Origin of the sequence: Acinetobacter sp. IRS14 (assembly GCF_034650275.1) — a bacterium.
Classification (GTDB): Bacteria; Pseudomonadota; Gammaproteobacteria; order Pseudomonadales; family Moraxellaceae; genus Acinetobacter; species Acinetobacter oleivorans.
Window position 1 is genome coordinate 1 of record NZ_JAOVFN010000015.1, and the last position, 15,576, is coordinate 15,576.

15 protein-coding genes are annotated in these 15,576 nt (G+C 39.3%); 1 reads left to right on the plus strand and 14 read right to left on the minus strand.

The genetic code is table 11. The features are described from left to right. Window positions 1-158: 158 nt before the first annotated feature. From trpE to ODQ17_RS13185, 14 genes are all read right to left on the minus strand, one after another. Window positions 159-1,652, minus strand: coding sequence for an anthranilate synthase component I (gene trpE, locus ODQ17_RS13120; RefSeq protein ID WP_322904210.1), 1,494 nt, complete (start codon window positions 1,650-1,652; stop codon window positions 159-161). 108 nt (window positions 1,653-1,760) lie between these two features. Continuing rightward, window positions 1,761-2,429: a phosphoglycolate phosphatase gene (locus ODQ17_RS13125; RefSeq protein ID WP_322904212.1), complete on the minus strand. Its 669-nt coding sequence runs from the start codon at window positions 2,427-2,429 to the stop codon at window positions 1,761-1,763. A 65-nt stretch (window positions 2,430-2,494) separates the two neighbouring features. Further along, entirely contained in the window at window positions 2,495-3,124 is a 630-nt protein-coding gene (locus tag ODQ17_RS13130) for an FHA domain-containing protein (RefSeq protein WP_322904214.1), read from the minus strand. A 40-nt stretch (window positions 3,125-3,164) separates the two neighbouring features. Further along, on the minus strand, window positions 3,165-5,438 hold the full coding sequence (gene gspD / locus ODQ17_RS13135; protein WP_322904216.1) for a type II secretion system secretin GspD: 2,274 nt from the start codon (window positions 5,436-5,438) through the stop codon (window positions 3,165-3,167). A gap of 41 nt (window positions 5,439-5,479) precedes the next feature. Next, window positions 5,480-6,316 (minus strand): type II secretion system protein N, encoded by an 837-nt coding sequence (locus tag ODQ17_RS13140; protein ID WP_322904218.1) that lies wholly within the window; start codon window positions 6,314-6,316, stop codon window positions 5,480-5,482. Then, window positions 6,316-7,059, minus strand: coding sequence for a type II secretion system protein N (gene gspN / locus ODQ17_RS13145; protein WP_322904220.1), 744 nt, complete (start codon window positions 7,057-7,059; stop codon window positions 6,316-6,318). The genes ODQ17_RS13140 and gspN overlap by 1 nt, the downstream gene beginning before the upstream one ends. Window positions 7,060-7,391: 332 nt before the next feature. Continuing rightward, complete coding sequence (locus ODQ17_RS13150; RefSeq protein WP_002053185.1) at window positions 7,392-7,718, minus strand: H-NS histone family protein; 327 nt, start codon at window positions 7,716-7,718, stop codon at window positions 7,392-7,394. Window positions 7,719-7,912: 194 nt separating this feature from the next. Continuing rightward, window positions 7,913-8,353, minus strand: coding sequence for an acyl-CoA thioesterase (locus ODQ17_RS13155; RefSeq protein ID WP_023274336.1), 441 nt, complete (start codon window positions 8,351-8,353; stop codon window positions 7,913-7,915). Between the two features lie 7 nt (window positions 8,354-8,360). Beyond that, window positions 8,361-9,554 carry a hypothetical protein gene (locus tag ODQ17_RS13160; protein ID WP_005301703.1) on the minus strand — a complete coding sequence of 398 codons (1,194 nt, stop codon included), beginning with the start codon at window positions 9,552-9,554 and terminating at the stop codon, window positions 8,361-8,363. A 9-nt stretch (window positions 9,555-9,563) separates the two neighbouring features. Continuing rightward, window positions 9,564-10,406, minus strand: a complete 843-nt coding sequence (locus ODQ17_RS13165) for a hypothetical protein (protein WP_322904223.1) — start codon at window positions 10,404-10,406, stop codon at window positions 9,564-9,566. Window positions 10,407-10,414: 8 nt separating this feature from the next. Further along, complete coding sequence (locus tag ODQ17_RS13170) at window positions 10,415-11,182, minus strand: uroporphyrinogen-III synthase (protein WP_322904225.1); 768 nt, start codon at window positions 11,180-11,182, stop codon at window positions 10,415-10,417. Between the two features lie 3 nt (window positions 11,183-11,185). Further along, window positions 11,186-12,103, minus strand: a complete 918-nt coding sequence (gene hemC / locus ODQ17_RS13175; RefSeq protein ID WP_322904227.1) for a hydroxymethylbilane synthase — start codon at window positions 12,101-12,103, stop codon at window positions 11,186-11,188. Between the two features lie 101 nt (window positions 12,104-12,204). Then, window positions 12,205-12,945, minus strand: coding sequence for a LytR/AlgR family response regulator transcription factor (locus ODQ17_RS13180; protein WP_322904229.1), 741 nt, complete (start codon window positions 12,943-12,945; stop codon window positions 12,205-12,207). Window positions 12,946-13,005: 60 nt separating this feature from the next. Further along, the gene (locus ODQ17_RS13185) at window positions 13,006-14,145 is read right to left on the minus strand and encodes a sensor histidine kinase (RefSeq protein WP_322904231.1); all 1,140 of its coding nucleotides are present in this window, start codon (window positions 14,143-14,145) and stop codon (window positions 13,006-13,008) included. Between ODQ17_RS13185 and argH the strand changes: the two genes are divergently transcribed. After that, window positions 14,136-15,569, plus strand: a complete 1,434-nt coding sequence (gene argH / locus ODQ17_RS13190; RefSeq protein WP_034590825.1) for an argininosuccinate lyase — start codon at window positions 14,136-14,138, stop codon at window positions 15,567-15,569. The two genes, ODQ17_RS13185 and argH, sit on opposite strands and share 10 nt — an antisense overlap. The last annotated feature ends 7 nt before the right edge of the window (window positions 15,570-15,576 follow it).

The window sequence follows — 15,576 nt, forward strand, 5'->3', positions numbered from 1 at the left end:
ATTCGAACTGTGGACCTACTGATTACAAGTCAGTTGCTCTACCAACTGAGCTATGCCGGCGCTTCTTAGTGTTTCGTACGTTTCGTATCGGAACGGTGTGCAGTTTAGCAAAACTTCCAAACGATGCAAGCAGTTTTTTTAAAAAAACTGCTAAAAACTCATAAAATCAATCCGTTTGATGATAATTCAACCGCTTTGATCACTGCGCGAGCTTTTATTTGGGTTTCATTCCATTCTGATTCAGGATTTGAGTCAGCAACTAAGCCCGCTCCAGCCTGTACATACACTTTTTTATCACGGATTACACACGTACGGATTGCAATCGACATATCCATTTCACCATGCCATCCTAAATATCCCACTGCCCCACCAAAAACACCTCTTTTTACAGGCTCTACTTCGTCAATAATTTCCATTGCACGAATTTTTGGTGCGCCAGACAAAGTACCTGCTGGAAAAGTTGCCTTAAATACGTCTAGTGCATCGATATCATCACGCACCTCACCTTGTACATTTGAAACGATGTGCATGACATGCGAATAGCGCTCAATGACCATCTGATCAGTCACTTTGACCTTACCAATTTTAGAAACTCGCCCAACATCATTTCGACCAAGGTCAATCAACATTAAATGCTCTGCGATTTCTTTCTCATCAGAAAGCAAGTCTTTTTCTAAAGCGATATCTTCTTCTTTAGTTTTTCCACGTGGTCTCGTACCAGCCAATGGGCGAACTGTCGCAATACCATTTTCAAGACGAGAGAGAATTTCAGGCGATGACCCTACAATATGGAATGGCTTTTGATCCGTAATTGTTTGCCCTTGTACTAAGAACAAATAAGGCGAAGGATTTAAATGGCGTAAAGCACGGTAAACCTGTAAAGCCTCTCCATCAAAGTCAGAAACCATACGTTGACCAGGAACAACCTGCATAACATCACCCGCACGAATATATTCTTTAACCTTTTCTATGGTCTCTAAGAATTTCGCTTTACCCGTAATCGATTCAAAATGTGGAGGTGTATGTGGCTTAGCTTGCAAACTAACTGGTGTAGCCAACAACTGTTCCAATCGATCTAACTTTTGCTGCGCATCTTCATAAGTATTTGGCTGTGCTGTATCGGCATGAACAATTAAAAACAGAGTGTCTTTAAGGTTATCAAAGACAATGACCGTTTTTGAGAGCATTAACCATAAATCCGGCAATGTAATTGGATCAGCCGCAGGAACATTTTTTAAACGTGGCTCTATGTAGCGAACCGCATCATAGCCTAAATAACCAACCAGCCCGCCAGTAAAACTTGGTAAGTCTGGTAAAAGCTCAGCTGGTGGAACTTTAAATTGCTTCTGAAATTCACGAATATATTCAAATGGATCTAGACAATCTTCTTGTGTGATCGAACCATCAGCATGCTGTATAGATAAAACGCCTGCATTACATGAAAAAACAGTTGACTCACCCAAACCAATCATAGAGTAACGCGCCCAGTTTTCACCACCTTCAACCGACTCAAATAAATAAGCTTGTTTTTGCTCCTTAAAACGAGCAAAAACAGATAAAGGTGTTTCCGTATCTGCCAAACGCTGACGATAAACTGGAATAGTGTTGTAACCTGATGCTTTAAGCTGTTCGAATTGCGCTAAAGTAGTCATGAATTTTCTCTAATATGGTTTCGATTTAAAAGTGTGTTTTTCTAGTTTCGATTTAGACACGCCATCGAAAAACCATACGCTTATTCATGCTGATCTCCATTTCACTCATTAGATAATTAACTCAGCCAAACTATCAACCACTTGCTGAGGTTTGCAATCATAGATATTTTCTCCATGATTATAGCCATAGCTAACCACAATACAATCAATTCCCGCACGACGCGCAGCCTCAATATCATTACTGGAATCGCCAATCATTAATGATTGTGACGCAGATATTTTTAGACTTTGCATGCAATTCAACAAAGGCAATGGATGTGGCTTTCTCTCTGGCAAACTATCCCCCCCAAGTACAACTTGAAAATAAGGAGAGAGCTCTAAAGCATCAAGTAACCCTTGAGCAAGTTGCACAGGCTTATTGGTAACACATGCCATATGTATATTCAAAGTTTTACAATGCTTTAAAAACTCAGTTACACCCGGATAAATTTGAGTATTCACACAAAGTTCGGCACCGTATATGTCAACAAATTTCTGCAAGAGAACTTTATGCTGTTCAGCATCTAATTTTCCAAAAATATGAAGCAGAACACTTTCACAGAGTTTAGACACTCCCTTACCCACCCATGCTCGGATCTGGGCTTCTGTTATTAAAGGCCATTCTAATTCTTGTAAACTTAAATTCATTGATCTATATAAATCAGCAGCAGAATCAACTAGTGTTCCATCTAGATCAAATAAAATTAAATCGCGCTTACTTAATTGTGCAACAGACATCTTCTTCTTCTCAAAATTTAAAAGGCATGCTTTTAGCATGCCTTGATTGTAAAAGCAGCAACGAATTATTTAAAGAATAACCATGCCAATAAAGCTAAAATTACTAAAATAATAATAGTGATTAAACCAACTGAGGCATTCTTCTGTTGCTCTTTTTCTTCAGCAACACGAGAAACCGGCTCCTCAAAGGCAACAGGTGATGGTTGTTTTACATTGACATCCACACCCTCTGGAATAGGTGCAGGCTTTGGTATAGAAACATTCTGTGGCATACCATCACGACGAACTTCTGTTTCTGCAGCACGCTCTGCAAGACTTGGCATTCCTTGATCACTTAAGTGTTGTGTTAGTGCAGCAGTTTGCACTGGTTCTGCTTCGATTTCAGGTAAATCTAATATTTCTTTCGCAGGCGCTAATACAGAAAATTTAAAGCTAGCAAATTGAACAATATCACCATCATGCAGCTGCTTTTCTTGCTCAATACGAATATCGTTTATGAATGTACCATTTGATGAATTAAGGTCTTGCACCCATAGCAATTGATCTTTTAAAAGCAATGCAGCGTGGCGACGTGAAATTTCAGCGGCTTGCAACAATACATCAGCATCTTGATGGCGCCCGACTAATATATCACGATCAACACTAATTTCTTGGCCAGTAATCTCGCCAGTAATTGCTTGTAATTTCCAAGTCATGCGTATGTCCTATTCATTTTTTATCAATCATAACATGCTACTACGGTGCTGTGCTCGGACGCAGTGTCGTTGTTGTTACGGTATTTTTAGTACGATTAACTTCAGGTTCAGGCAACTGTAAGGTTTGTCTTTGAACCGATGGCTCTACAGCTACAGGTGTTGTTACTATCGAGCTTTTGCCACCTGAAGGAACCTGCTGATAATTTTTAGGCTGAGAGGTAAGGCTTGGCGGAGTCATTTTTTGATTATAGATATCATCAACCTGTTCAGGCAATTTGGCAAAGTTGCCATTTCTATCCATCGCCAATTGCAAGCTGTAAAGCTGGTTGTAGCGCTGCTGAGACAAACGGCGCACATCATTCGCATCACCCACAATTGTTGGATGAATAAAAACAAGAAGATTACGCTTCGTATTACTTCTACTGTCTGATCGGAATAATCTGCCTACATATGGAATACTGCTTAAACCAGGAATACCTTGACGACTAAGCTCAACATCATCAGACACCAAACCACCTAAAACAACTGTTTGTCCATGTTCGGCCAATACAGCAGTTTTAATAGCACGTTTATTGGTAATTAAATCGGCTGCTTGCCCTTTACTAGTCTGAACATTCGAAACTTCTTGCTCTACTTCAAGACGAACCGTACCGCCTTCACCGATATGTGGAACAACTTTTAATGTCACACCCACATCTTTACGTTCAACAGTTGTATATGGATTGATACCTGTACTATTCGTAGTGACTGACCCTGTTACAAATGGAACGTTCTGACCAACAACGATATAAGCCTCTTCATTATCCATCGTCACAATAGATGGGGTCGATAATAAGTTTGATTTAGTGTTGCTTTTGAGTGCTTGAATCAAGGCACCGTAAGCCTTACGGGAATTCTCAAAATTACCCAAAGCCAAAGTTGCACCGTTACCTTTATTGGCTCCTCCAGCAATAGCAGACGCTGCTCCAGCCGAGCCACCCGATAAATAACCAGCAGCAATAGAAGATAAACTAGCACCAACATTACTAAAGCTAAGCAAACCAATCCCACTAGATAAATCACCTAGCGCCCATTGGATTCCAAGTTGATCCGCATCATCCCCTGAAACTTCAATAATTGCAGCTTCAATCAGAACTTGCTGACGTCGAACATCAAGCTGCTGAATAGCAGATTCAATTTCGCGCATTAATTGAGGATCAGCCTTAACCACTAACGAGTTTTGGGCATTATCCGCAATAATGCTCACACCATTTTGGCTAAAGCTAGAGATACTGTTCTGATTACTACTATTTGAATTACCATTTAGGTTAATAGATGGTGTAGAAATTGAACTACCATTTGAACCAGAGGTATTTGAACTGGAATTCTGGTTATTACCCATCAAATTATTGATCGGATTCGATGAGTTAGAAGAATTATTGCTATTTGACGAAGAAACAGCTTGTCCTGTTACGAGGCCTTGCAGAATCTCAGATAAGTTTTTTGCACTAGCATATTTTAATCGAAAAACTTTTAAGCCGCCTAAGCGATCTGCTGAAGGTACATCCAGCATTTCGATCATGTGGCGAATACGTTTACGTGTTTCAGGATCGCCCTTTACTAAAATACGATTCGTTCGGTTGTCTGCAATAATACGGATACGGGCTCCGTTAAAATCTTTAGATGCCCCCGTAGCACTCATTGCCTCAAGTTGAGTAATGATTTCTTCCGCTTGGCTCGATTGGAGACTTATTGCCTCAATATCATTTTGCCCCGTACCGTCGAGATTACGAATGATATTTTCAAGTTGGTAAATATTCGCAGCTCGGTCCGAAACAATTAGCGCATTAGTGCCTGCTATCGCAGCCATATGTGCAAATTGCGGCATTAAAGGGCGAAGTGCTGGAATTAAATCATTTGGATTCGTGTTTTCAAGCCAAATAACTCGAGTGACGATTTGATCACCACGTAGTCTATTTCTAGAATCGTAAGGGATTCCCGAATTCTTAACATTACTATCTGGCACAAGTTTGATGGTGTTCCCAGAAGGAATTGCCACTACCCCATTTACATTTAAGACCCCAAGAAATAGATCATAAACTTCATCTTTATTAAGTGGTTTATTCGATATTACCGTGACATTGCCACGCACTCGCGGATCTACTGCAAAGTTTTTCCCCGTAATGTCTGCAACTTCATTAATAAATGCAGTTAAGTCAGCATCACGTAAATTGATCTTCCATGTCTGGGCATAGACGCTGCTGCTCACTGTCGCAATCAATGGGGCTGCTGCAAGTAATGCCCAAAGTGGACGTTGATGATTCAATAAAGCCATAACTTGCGATAATTCCTAACTCTTATGGTGACGTGTTATCACTAAAAATTTTGTTGTATGGTCATCACTTGATCACCACGTTTTATTTCTAATTTCACTTGCCCAGCTCGACGAGCCTGTTCAAGTAACTGCACATCCGTTTGCCCTTGCCCAACCGTTTGACCGTTTAAGGAAACAATCCGGTCACCCGGCCTTAAACCTAACTTATTTCTAAGCGCAGTGGGTGTACGTTCTGTAACTTCAAAACCTTCGCTTGAGTTCCCGCTTACACCCATATCTTTGAGGTACTGCTCTCGGTTCCCCTGCATTTGCTGAATAGCCTGCCCTAACGCCTCTTGAGTCGTATTAACAGGTGCCGACGACTGAGACGCAGTTGCAGTTGGTTGTGAGGCATCTGGCGTCATAGGTTGATATAAACCGTTTGGCAAACCTTTAAACTGAAGCTCACGCGTACTTCCATTACCTTGACGCAATATCACGTGATCCCAATAAACTTCTGCCAACTGATAAGAGGTAGAACCTATTGTTTCTCCCACCCGATACCGGTCAGCAGTATTATCAAGCTTAATAACAGCCGAAGAAAAACGGTTCGGATAGCCCAGCATCACACCTTGTAATTCTAGGTTGACATTTTCCTGAGCTGCATTGGCTGAAGGTTCATTAAAAAGAGAAAAAGTACTAATGTTAGGAATTTGTGGTTGCTGTGATCCTAACTCTACCCGATCAAACTGCATCATTTGAGGAGGTGCAATCACCCACCAAAATAATGAAGCCAATTTCCAGCACAGCCATAGAATTAAAACGGCAAATACAACCACACTTAACCGATCTAATTTTTGCCATTGTAGGTGCTGTAATTTCTCAATCCACACTTTCATTAGTTACCCCCTTGTATTAAGGGCTGACGAGAACTAATGACAAATGTATCTAAACCAGCTTTTCCATCATAAGATGGAATATTCAGTAATAATCTTTGCGTAAGCTGCACATCAAGCATCATGTTGGCATCTAATAAAAGATTCGCCATTTTTTGACTGCGTTGATCACGTATATCAACTTGTAATTGACCGTTTTGGTCCGTTAGTTGCCCATTTAAAGAAGGCATATTCATCCGGTCTTGACGATCACCAATATTATAAATCAAAGCACCGCCACCCCAATGCAATTGACCATCAACTGCGCCGAAACCCTGCTCTTTTTTATAATTAAAATTAATATCTTTTAACTGGATACTATTCACAGGCCATTGCCAGTTCACAATTTGTTTTAATGTTTCAGGCGCAACCTGACCATTCATAGCTTTTACAATTACTTTTTTACCCACGCCATAGCCCATTACCCCAGATAATTGGGTATTTCCACTATGGATATCTACATCAGCAGCGAACCGTAATAAAAACAGGTCAAGAGGTCTAGTTTTCCAATGAATCGAGCCTCTCAAAGTACCACGCCGCCAATCTGCTTGGCCTTGCCAGATATTTCCACTTACATTGTGTAGAGTTTGATTATTCTTTGAAAATTTAGAAATTAGCCACGTCGCCGGGATCTGTAAAATAATAAAAATTAAAAATGCAATGAGTGCAAATAACCACCACTTCCATTGCTTAGACTTTTTCTTCATTCAGCCTTACCAACATGCAAATTATCGTCCTTATTTTGAGAGTAGCTCCCTAGTCTGACATTATGCATACTTTTTCAACATCGCCAATTCACTTCATATAAAAAAACCAAGCAATCGGGCTTGGCTTCGGTATTAAGACTATAAGTTGAACGTATGACAAAATCATGAAAACCGAGTGCTAAAAGAACTAAATGCAAATTTGATCTCAACAATCTATTTAAAGATGAATTTAAACACCCAATTTCTTAAATAATTTTTAAAACACACTTTAGATATTTTTATGCATAAAAAAACCAGGCAAATCTGCCTGGTTTTTTAAATCTGCAATACGATTAGATTAAGAAATCTTCAAGTTTTGCGCCTTTTTCAATTTCAGCAACTAACCAGCGTGGTTGTTTACCACGGCCAGTCCAAGTCTCTTCAGAATTGTTTTTGTTGCGGTAACGTGGCTCAACAGATTTACGTGTTGTTTTCTTACGTTTTTGAGCACCAAACTCAAGAAGTTGTTCAACACTAAAACCTACATTTTCAGCGATCTCGATAATTTGATTATAAGCATCTTCGATTGCTTGATCTTTTTTACTTGCAATTAAAGCTTCCGCTTCTTCTTGTAAGCGTTTTAACTCTTCAACAGATAATTCACTGATATCCGGTTTCATTAATAAATACTCCAGTCTTACAGACAATTCAAAATAATACAGACAAAATTTAAAAACATAAAATCAAGACCAATATTATTTATAATCTATTCAATAAGCAATAGTTTGAAAGCCGTGTTCATCAGAATAACTAAAAAAATTACCTTTTAATTACATTATCAATTATAAATGAAATATATTTTATTAATATTTATTTAAGATAAATGTATTAAGTCATGCCCAACAGATTTTTCTAGCTCAATAATTTTTTGTTTTATTTCCTGAGGTATTTCACATTTTCGTTCTGTTAATTTATCTACGCAGACCATAACCGCTTCACCAGTAGCCACGATTTGTTGTTGTGTCTCGCTCCATAATATATAAGCCATACGGAATGCACTATTACGGAGCTCTTCCACGCGAACACCGACTTTCAATACATCTGGATAAAAAACTGGCTTTAAATATTTACACTGACTTGAGGCTACAACGGTATATAATTGTGGCGTTAATATATTTATAGCTTCCATATATAAAATACGTGAGCTTTCAATATATCGATAATATTGTACATTATTGACATGACCGAAAGCGTCCATATCCCCCCACGCTACTTTCTGTTCATATATTATCGGGTAGACAGACAGTTCTTTCATTTTTGCCTCATATTTTAAATTTTAAAAAATTCGCATCATTTTCAAAGATTAGGTTTAACTGTTTGATTAACACTTCATCTTCATTAAGCGTAGACTTAATACGTAAATAGCTCATTAAAATATTATCTGGATATAATGATAATAATGTTTCAGCCTCTGCTTGACGTCCAGTTGCCATATAGACATGCCATTTTGCAAAGGTTAAAACAGGCAAATTCATATATTGATTTTCAAACTCGATAATTTTTTCTTCGACATCTGCATAGTCTGGAACCTGTTTAAGCAGTTGCTGCTGAAACCACAGATAAAACACTTCTGGATCGAACTGTTCTTTTAATAAGTGTAGTGTTAAGGCTGCGTGCTGCATGCTCATATCAGGCATACGCGCCAATAGTTTGAGCCATAACAACTTACTGCTATAAGGTCGAGTTTGAATTTCAGACTCTAAATCCAGATAACGTTGTTGCAAAGCATGCAGATCATCAACGGAAGCTTCATCAAACTGCTGAAGGAGTTGCTGTAACCATAAATCACGGTGCTCAGCATCTAGCAAACCATACTTCATTGATCGTAAATATACCCATGGGTGTTGCAACGCCAATTGCCCCCATAAGGCAGTTAATCTTTGCTGGTAGGCTGTTTCTATTTCTTCAAGCCAAGGCGATAACTGATGCTGGTATAAAAACTCAAGATGAGTTAATGCACGTTCAGCTTCGTTTTGGGCTAAAAAGATTTCGATTCGTTCTAACTCTGCCAATTCAAATGCCATAGGCGGTGATTGATCTAAAGCAGCCAATGCTTTTGGATAGTCTCCACTTAAAACTAGAAATTTGGCATCAATAATATTTTTTAAAAGCGCTGACTGAGTAAAAACACGTTCAATAAATACACGTTGATCTTCGGCGGCCTCTAATAACCAGACAATACCTAATTGTTCATAGGGATGAAGGTTTTTAAACTGGAAGATGTTTTCACTTTTCCTCTGCTCGCGAGAGGAATAACGTTTAACCCAAAGCCATATAAGTTGAGCAATAAAACTCATGGCAACAAAAGCAAGGGTTAATCCCCAGACATTTGTTTGCAACTGCAATTGTCGCCAGTAAATGTAGACATACCCCATTCCATAGCCATAACTCAATAAAGCTAAAGCGGCAAAGAGTATTAAACTAATTACGAAATAAACCGACAGGAGGTGTTTCATATCTCCTCCTTATGAGCCAATTAGACCAAGTGTAGATAATTTAGGAACAGGCACTATCGATAAGTGTGCCACTTTAGCAATACGTTTTTTTAACTGTTGACTCGTTGCATCAGGCATTTCATCTAGCTTTTGCATCACAGATTGCAACTCGTTTTGATACTCTGTCATTTTGCCTTGATTGAGCGCCTGTTCAGCAATTAATAGTCTTAATTGCACCTCTTTGAGCACCACACTGCGATTCATTAAATTAATAGACGGCGTTTCTACTTTTTCTATGCGGAACCATTTTTTCCACCAAGACACAGACTCGGATTGATCCATCTCAAGCTTAGGCTGAGCTAAAGCTTGCTGAATATTTTTATCAATTGTTTGTAATAAATCATCAATCAATTGATGGCGCTGATTTTGAGCCAAAGTGAATTGTTGAACTGCTTGCTTATCCTGCTCAAGCGATTGGTTCAAGCTATGTTGCAATGCTGGAGCAATTTCATAGTGCACGAGAGATAGCTGCAACTGATTTAATTGATCAACTGCATAAATCAGTTGTTGTTGATCAATTGCAAATTGAATTAAATCTAACTTTTGTTTAATTAAAACTGTAGGAGCAATACCTGCTGGTGGAGCATCTGGGTGAGCTACTGAACTTACTTTATCACCAGTATTTACAGGTTGATTCTGTAATTGTCGCTGTAAAGCAACCAATTGATCATTTAGATTGGCATAGTGCTGTTCTGATTGAAGCAGACTTTGCTTAAGCTCGGGAACAGTACGAGAAATTTGCCACATATCGTAACTGAGTTTAGCCAACCAAGCCATGCCCAGTAAAATGATGATAGAAACAAGTTTTCTCATACGAATCCTTATAATGCCTGAATGTGATGAATCATCCCCGAAGGCGATAAATTTTCAAGTTGAATAATGTGAAAATGAGCCTGTTGTTGATCGCGATATTCTTTAACAATTTGGAAAAGACGTGGGCCTAAAACCAAATATACACAATCAGGTTGTACATTATTTTTTAAACAAAGCTCTAACCAATATTTCCAGCTGGCCTCACTGGTAATTAAGACTAGCCATTTGTGTAAATTATAATTTGAATTCTGTGTCAGATGTTTGAATGTAGAATATGAGGTTTCTGGGCATTGCCGATGATATAAAACGAAATTTAAAATCTGAATACCTTGCTGCTGCAAAGTTTCCATCATAAATTGACGGCCGCCCTCTCCTCGCCAGAAAGCGACACTACCAGCCTGCTTCATATTATGAAGAATCGGTAGGTTTAACATTCCCTCAGAAGTTTCAACATCTGGAATATGTGCGTCAACGCCATATTCATGAAGGCGATTAGCAGTAGCCTGCCCGACCGCAATCCACTGAATATGTGTTAAGTCATCTAGCTTTAAACCACTTTCTATTAAGTACTGCATACCCACATCAACAGCAGTTGGGCTGACCACAACAATAGCTTGTGCTTTAACTAATTGTTGGTAATGCTGAAGTAAGTGTTCGGAAAAGGGTTTAGCAACGAGTTCTAAAAGAGGTAAAGACTCAACCTGATAACCTTCATTTTGCAAAGCATCTGTTAATTCAGCGGCACGAGAATCAGGTCGAGTATTAATAAACAACATGGTTTAGTAAAGAGCCTTTAATAGCTCACCCGCACCTTGATCAAGTAAGTTTCGAGCAAGGTTTTCACCCAGTTGATGAGCATTGCTAGCTTCATCTGTCAGTTCAGCACATAATAATGTTTGCCCATCAGGACTTCCGACACGACCTTCAATATGGATTTGTCCATTTTGTAGTGTGGCATAACCTGCAATTGGAACCTGACAACCACCTTCAAGATAGGCATTAAAAGCACGCTCAGCACGTACACAAACATCTGTTTCTTCGTGCAATAGTGGATGAATTAAAGCTAATACATCTTGGTCAGCCGCACGGCATTCCAAGCCCAACGCACCTTGGCCCACCGCAGGCAAACTAATATCTGGTGTTAAACAATGACGAATACGTTCTGACAACCCTAAACGCTTCAAACCAGCACTAGCTAAAATAATAGCGTCATATTGACCATCATCTAGTTTCGCTAAACGTGTGCCAACATTTCCACGCAAGTCAATAATTTGCAAATCAGGACGTTGTTTTAAAATTTGAGATTTACGGCGTAAACTTGAGGTGCCCACTTTTGCACCTTGAGGTAAGTCGGCAAATTTTTCAAATTGATTTGAAACGAACGCATCTAATGGATCTTCACGTTCACAAATTACTGCCAAGCTTAGACCTTCTGGCAAAGCCATCGGAACATCTTTCATTGAATGTACAGCGAGGTCCGCACGCCCATCTAAAAGTGCTGCCTCTAACTCTTTAACAAACAGCCCTTTCCCACCAATTTTTGCTAAAGGCGTATCTAAGATTTTATCGCCTTGTGTGACAAATTTAACCAACTCCACCGTTAAATCTGGGTGAAGCTCCTGTAATCGGGCACGAATATATTCTGCCTGCCAAAGAGCAAGTGGGCTTTGTCGTGTAGCAATTTTCAAGGTTTTCATAAATTCAAGCATAGGCTGGTCAAACGATACACCCTAAACTTAACTTGATCCCTTAAAATTGCAAGTAAAATCTCGCACGCCCAAGATAACTCTTTTTAACTTTAGAGCTGATGGATCCGTTCTCTAAGCATAGATAAATGTCGACGACTCACCGAAAGTCGCTCATCTAAGCCACGTAAACGAACCTGATATTGCCCAGAGCTAACGAGCTCCAGTCCATCTAAATACGCAACTGCAACCAATGCATTTCGATGAATACGAATGAATTGATCTGCAAATTCGGTTTCAAGCTCTTTTAAAGTTTCATCAATTAATACACTGCCATTTTGATGACGCACCGTGACATATTTTTGATCGGCTAAAAAATAATAAATATTTTCAACTGGAATTAGCTCAACCCCACGATAGGTTTTTGCAGCAATTTGATGTCGTTGTGTTTTTAGATCATGTAAAAAATCATGTTGTGGTAAAGCATTGAGCTGTGCTTGAGTAAGCTGAGTCAACTGACTAAAAACTTGTTCAAGTTCCTGAGGATCAATGGGTTTAAGAAGATAAGCTTGAGCTTGAGACTTAAATGCTTCCAACGCATGTTGGTCATAGGCCGTACAGAATACAATCGCAGGTCGAGGATTTAGCTGGCTTATCTGTTCTGCACAGACAAGACCATTCATACCTGGCATTTGAATATCAAGTAAAATTACATCCGGTTGATGAAGCCGCGCCTGTTCCAAGGCTTCTTGTCCATGATGAGCCGTTGATACAACTTTATGTCCCATCTTTGAAACTAAACGTGATAATCGCTCCACTGCAAGTGGTTCGTCATCACAAATCAGCACCTTCATTCATCCTCCTTGTCACCGTTAACTTGATCCATTTTTTTATGGTTAACTCTGACTAACTTATTATTTTGTTTGATATTGATAGCTCATAATGGTGGTATATAAGGTTTCACCTTTATAAACCTGAAATCTTACGGAACTCCCATAATATGCTTTCAGGCGCTGCTTAACATTTTCAAGCGCGATTCCATGCCCTTTCCTTGAATTTATTGTATCGTCTGTATATGGGTTGGTAATGACTATACTGACCTGATTTTGCAATATTTCAACCAATACCCCTATAGTTGCCTTACCCATCATTGGTTCTACCCCATGAAAAACACTATTCTCTAACAAAGGTTGTAATGTCAATAAAGGAATGGTGATCTGTTTGAGTTGCACAGGTGAAAGCTCGACTTTCCAATCTACTTTTAAACGCTCTCCCAAACGGACCTGTTCAATCATTAAATATTGTTTACTTAGCTCGATTTCTTCATGCAGACTCACCAATTTCAATTCTTGAAAGCTGGCACGAAATAAACGTGACAAGCTAATAAGCATGCTTTCTGCTTTATCTGGATCTATCGCAATTAAACTGACTACATTATTTAGGCTATTAAATAAAAAATGTGGATGAATTCGCGCTTGCATGGCCTGAATACGGGCATTTAATTCGGCATATTGCTGATGCAACCATTGTTCTCTGACATATAAATAACGTAGGCAGAAAGCCCCGAGTAATATTCCATAGCTTAGATATAAAGGTACATTGGTAAAATAAATGCTCCAGCCCTGCGTTAATGATGCATGTTTATTTAAAAGACCAAAGTGAAAAAAATTACTCATCAAAGTGGTTAAGACAACAATACCTTGCAACATGATAAAGCCAATAGCCAAGGCAAACTCTTGACGTAAGCTGCTAAAAAAAGCTTGAAAGCGTTCAACCAATGCAAAAAAGGACAATATTACCCAGTTAATAAAAACGATGTATTGAAAAAGCCTTCCCCCGCTCAAGGCTTGCCAAGACTGTGCTTCAGCCAATGCTAAGACCAGAGCCAAAACATTACTTGCGATAATTAATTCGAATAAGTGTTGCCAACGCCCGTTTTTCGTAAAAAAATAGGAGGAATTTTGATTTCGGTATGCTGTAGGAAACAACTTTGTTTGTTGAGCTTCGGCAAGTGATATACTCTTTTTTATTTTACTGAGCCACCATGACCACATCTTCAAATCCCCCTAATTCAGTAACCCCAGACCAAACCTCAGGTATGTGGGGTGGTCGTTTTTCTGAAGCGACGGACGCTTTTGTAGCCGAATTTACCGCCTCTGTTCAGTTTGACCAACGTTTTTATAAACAAGACATCGCTGGTTCGATTGCGCATGCTACCATGCTTGCGAAAGTTGGCGTACTCACAGAAGCAGAACGCGATGACATTATTGAAGGTTTAAGCACCATTCGCTCAGAAATTGAGGCTGGAAACTTTGAGTGGCGCATCGATCTTGAAGATGTTCACATGAACATTGAATCACGTTTGACTCAACGTATTGGCATTACAGGTAAAAAATTGCACACAGGTCGTAGCCGTAACGATCAGGTTGCAACTGATATTCGTCTTTACCTACGCGACGAAATTGATGATATTTTAAAATTATTAGAACGTTTACAAAAAGGCTTGTTAGGCTTGGCTGCCAAAAATGTAAATACAATTATGCCGGGCTTTACACACCTACAAACTGCTCAGCCTGTGACTTTTGGTCATCACTTGTTAGCATGGTTTGAAATGTTAATTCGTGACACTGAACGTCTTCAAGACTGCCGTAAGCGTGTTAACCGCATGCCACTTGGTTCAGCTGCTCTTGCTGGTACAACTTATCCGATTGACCGTGCATATACAGCAGAACTTTTAGGTTTTGAAGCAGTATCTGAAAACTCTCTTGATGCTGTATCTGACCGTGACTTTGCTATCGAATTTAATGCTGCTGCTGCGCTTATCATGATGCATTTATCACGTATGTCAGAAGAACTGATTCTTTGGACTTCTGCACAGTTCAAATTTGTGAATATTCCTGACCGCTTCTGTACTGGCTCTTCAATCATGCCGCAGAAGAAAAACCCAGATGTTCCAGAGCTTATTCGTGGTAAATCTGGCCGTGTATTTGGTGACTTAATTAGTTTACTTACGCTCATGAAAGGTCAACCATTAGCGTACAACAAAGACAACCAAGAAGACAAAGAACCTTTATTTGATGCAATCGATACGGTTCGTGGTTCACTCATGGCTTTCGCAGATATGATTCCTGCATTGGTTCCAAATATTGAAATCATGCGTGAAGCTGCACTTCGTGGATTCTCAACAGCAACCGATCTTGCTGACTACCTAGTGAAAAAAGGCGTTGCTTTCCGTGATGCTCATGAAATTGTAGGTAAAGCAGTTGCATTAGGTGTTGCTGAAGAAAAAGATTTATCTGAGTTAACACTTGAGCAATTACAACAATTCTCTGACTTAATTACAGCAGATGTATTTGATAAAGCCTTAACACTAGAAGCTTCTGTAAATGCACGTGATCATATTGGCGGAACTTCACCAAAACAGGTTGAAGCTGCGATTGCTCGTGCCCATACACGTTTAGAACAGTTATACGCTTAAGGATAAA

Excerpts from the sequence above, each read along its gene's own strand:
- trpE (WP_322904210.1), bottom strand. The coding sequence starts at position 1,652 with ATGACTACTTTAGCGCAATTCGAACAGCTTAAAGCATCAGGTTACAAC.
- ODQ17_RS13125 (WP_322904212.1), bottom strand. The coding sequence starts at position 2,429 with ATGTCTGTTGCACAATTAAGTAAGCGCGATTTAATTTTATTTGATCTA.
- ODQ17_RS13130 (WP_322904214.1), bottom strand. The coding sequence starts at position 3,124 with ATGACTTGGAAATTACAAGCAATTACTGGCGAGATTACTGGCCAAGAA.
- gspD (WP_322904216.1), bottom strand. The coding sequence starts at position 5,438 with ATGGCTTTATTGAATCATCAACGTCCACTTTGGGCATTACTTGCAGCA.
- ODQ17_RS13140 (WP_322904218.1), bottom strand. The coding sequence starts at position 6,316 with ATGAAAGTGTGGATTGAGAAATTACAGCACCTACAATGGCAAAAATTA.
- gspN (WP_322904220.1), bottom strand. The coding sequence starts at position 7,059 with ATGAAGAAAAAGTCTAAGCAATGGAAGTGGTGGTTATTTGCACTCATT.
- ODQ17_RS13150 (WP_002053185.1), bottom strand. The coding sequence starts at position 7,718 with ATGAAACCGGATATCAGTGAATTATCTGTTGAAGAGTTAAAACGCTTA.
- ODQ17_RS13155 (WP_023274336.1), bottom strand. The coding sequence starts at position 8,353 with ATGAAAGAACTGTCTGTCTACCCGATAATATATGAACAGAAAGTAGCG.
- ODQ17_RS13160 (WP_005301703.1), bottom strand. The coding sequence starts at position 9,554 with ATGAAACACCTCCTGTCGGTTTATTTCGTAATTAGTTTAATACTCTTT.
- ODQ17_RS13165 (WP_322904223.1), bottom strand. The coding sequence starts at position 10,406 with ATGAGAAAACTTGTTTCTATCATCATTTTACTGGGCATGGCTTGGTTG.
- ODQ17_RS13170 (WP_322904225.1), bottom strand. The coding sequence starts at position 11,182 with ATGTTGTTTATTAATACTCGACCTGATTCTCGTGCCGCTGAATTAACA.
- hemC (WP_322904227.1), bottom strand. The coding sequence starts at position 12,103 with ATGAAAACCTTGAAAATTGCTACACGACAAAGCCCACTTGCTCTTTGG.
- ODQ17_RS13180 (WP_322904229.1), bottom strand. The coding sequence starts at position 12,945 with ATGAAGGTGCTGATTTGTGATGACGAACCACTTGCAGTGGAGCGATTA.
- argH (WP_034590825.1), top strand. The coding sequence starts at position 14,136 with ATGACCACATCTTCAAATCCCCCTAATTCAGTAACCCCAGACCAAACC.
- ODQ17_RS13185 (WP_322904231.1), bottom strand. The coding sequence starts at position 14,145 with ATGTGGTCATGGTGGCTCAGTAAAATAAAAAAGAGTATATCACTTGCC.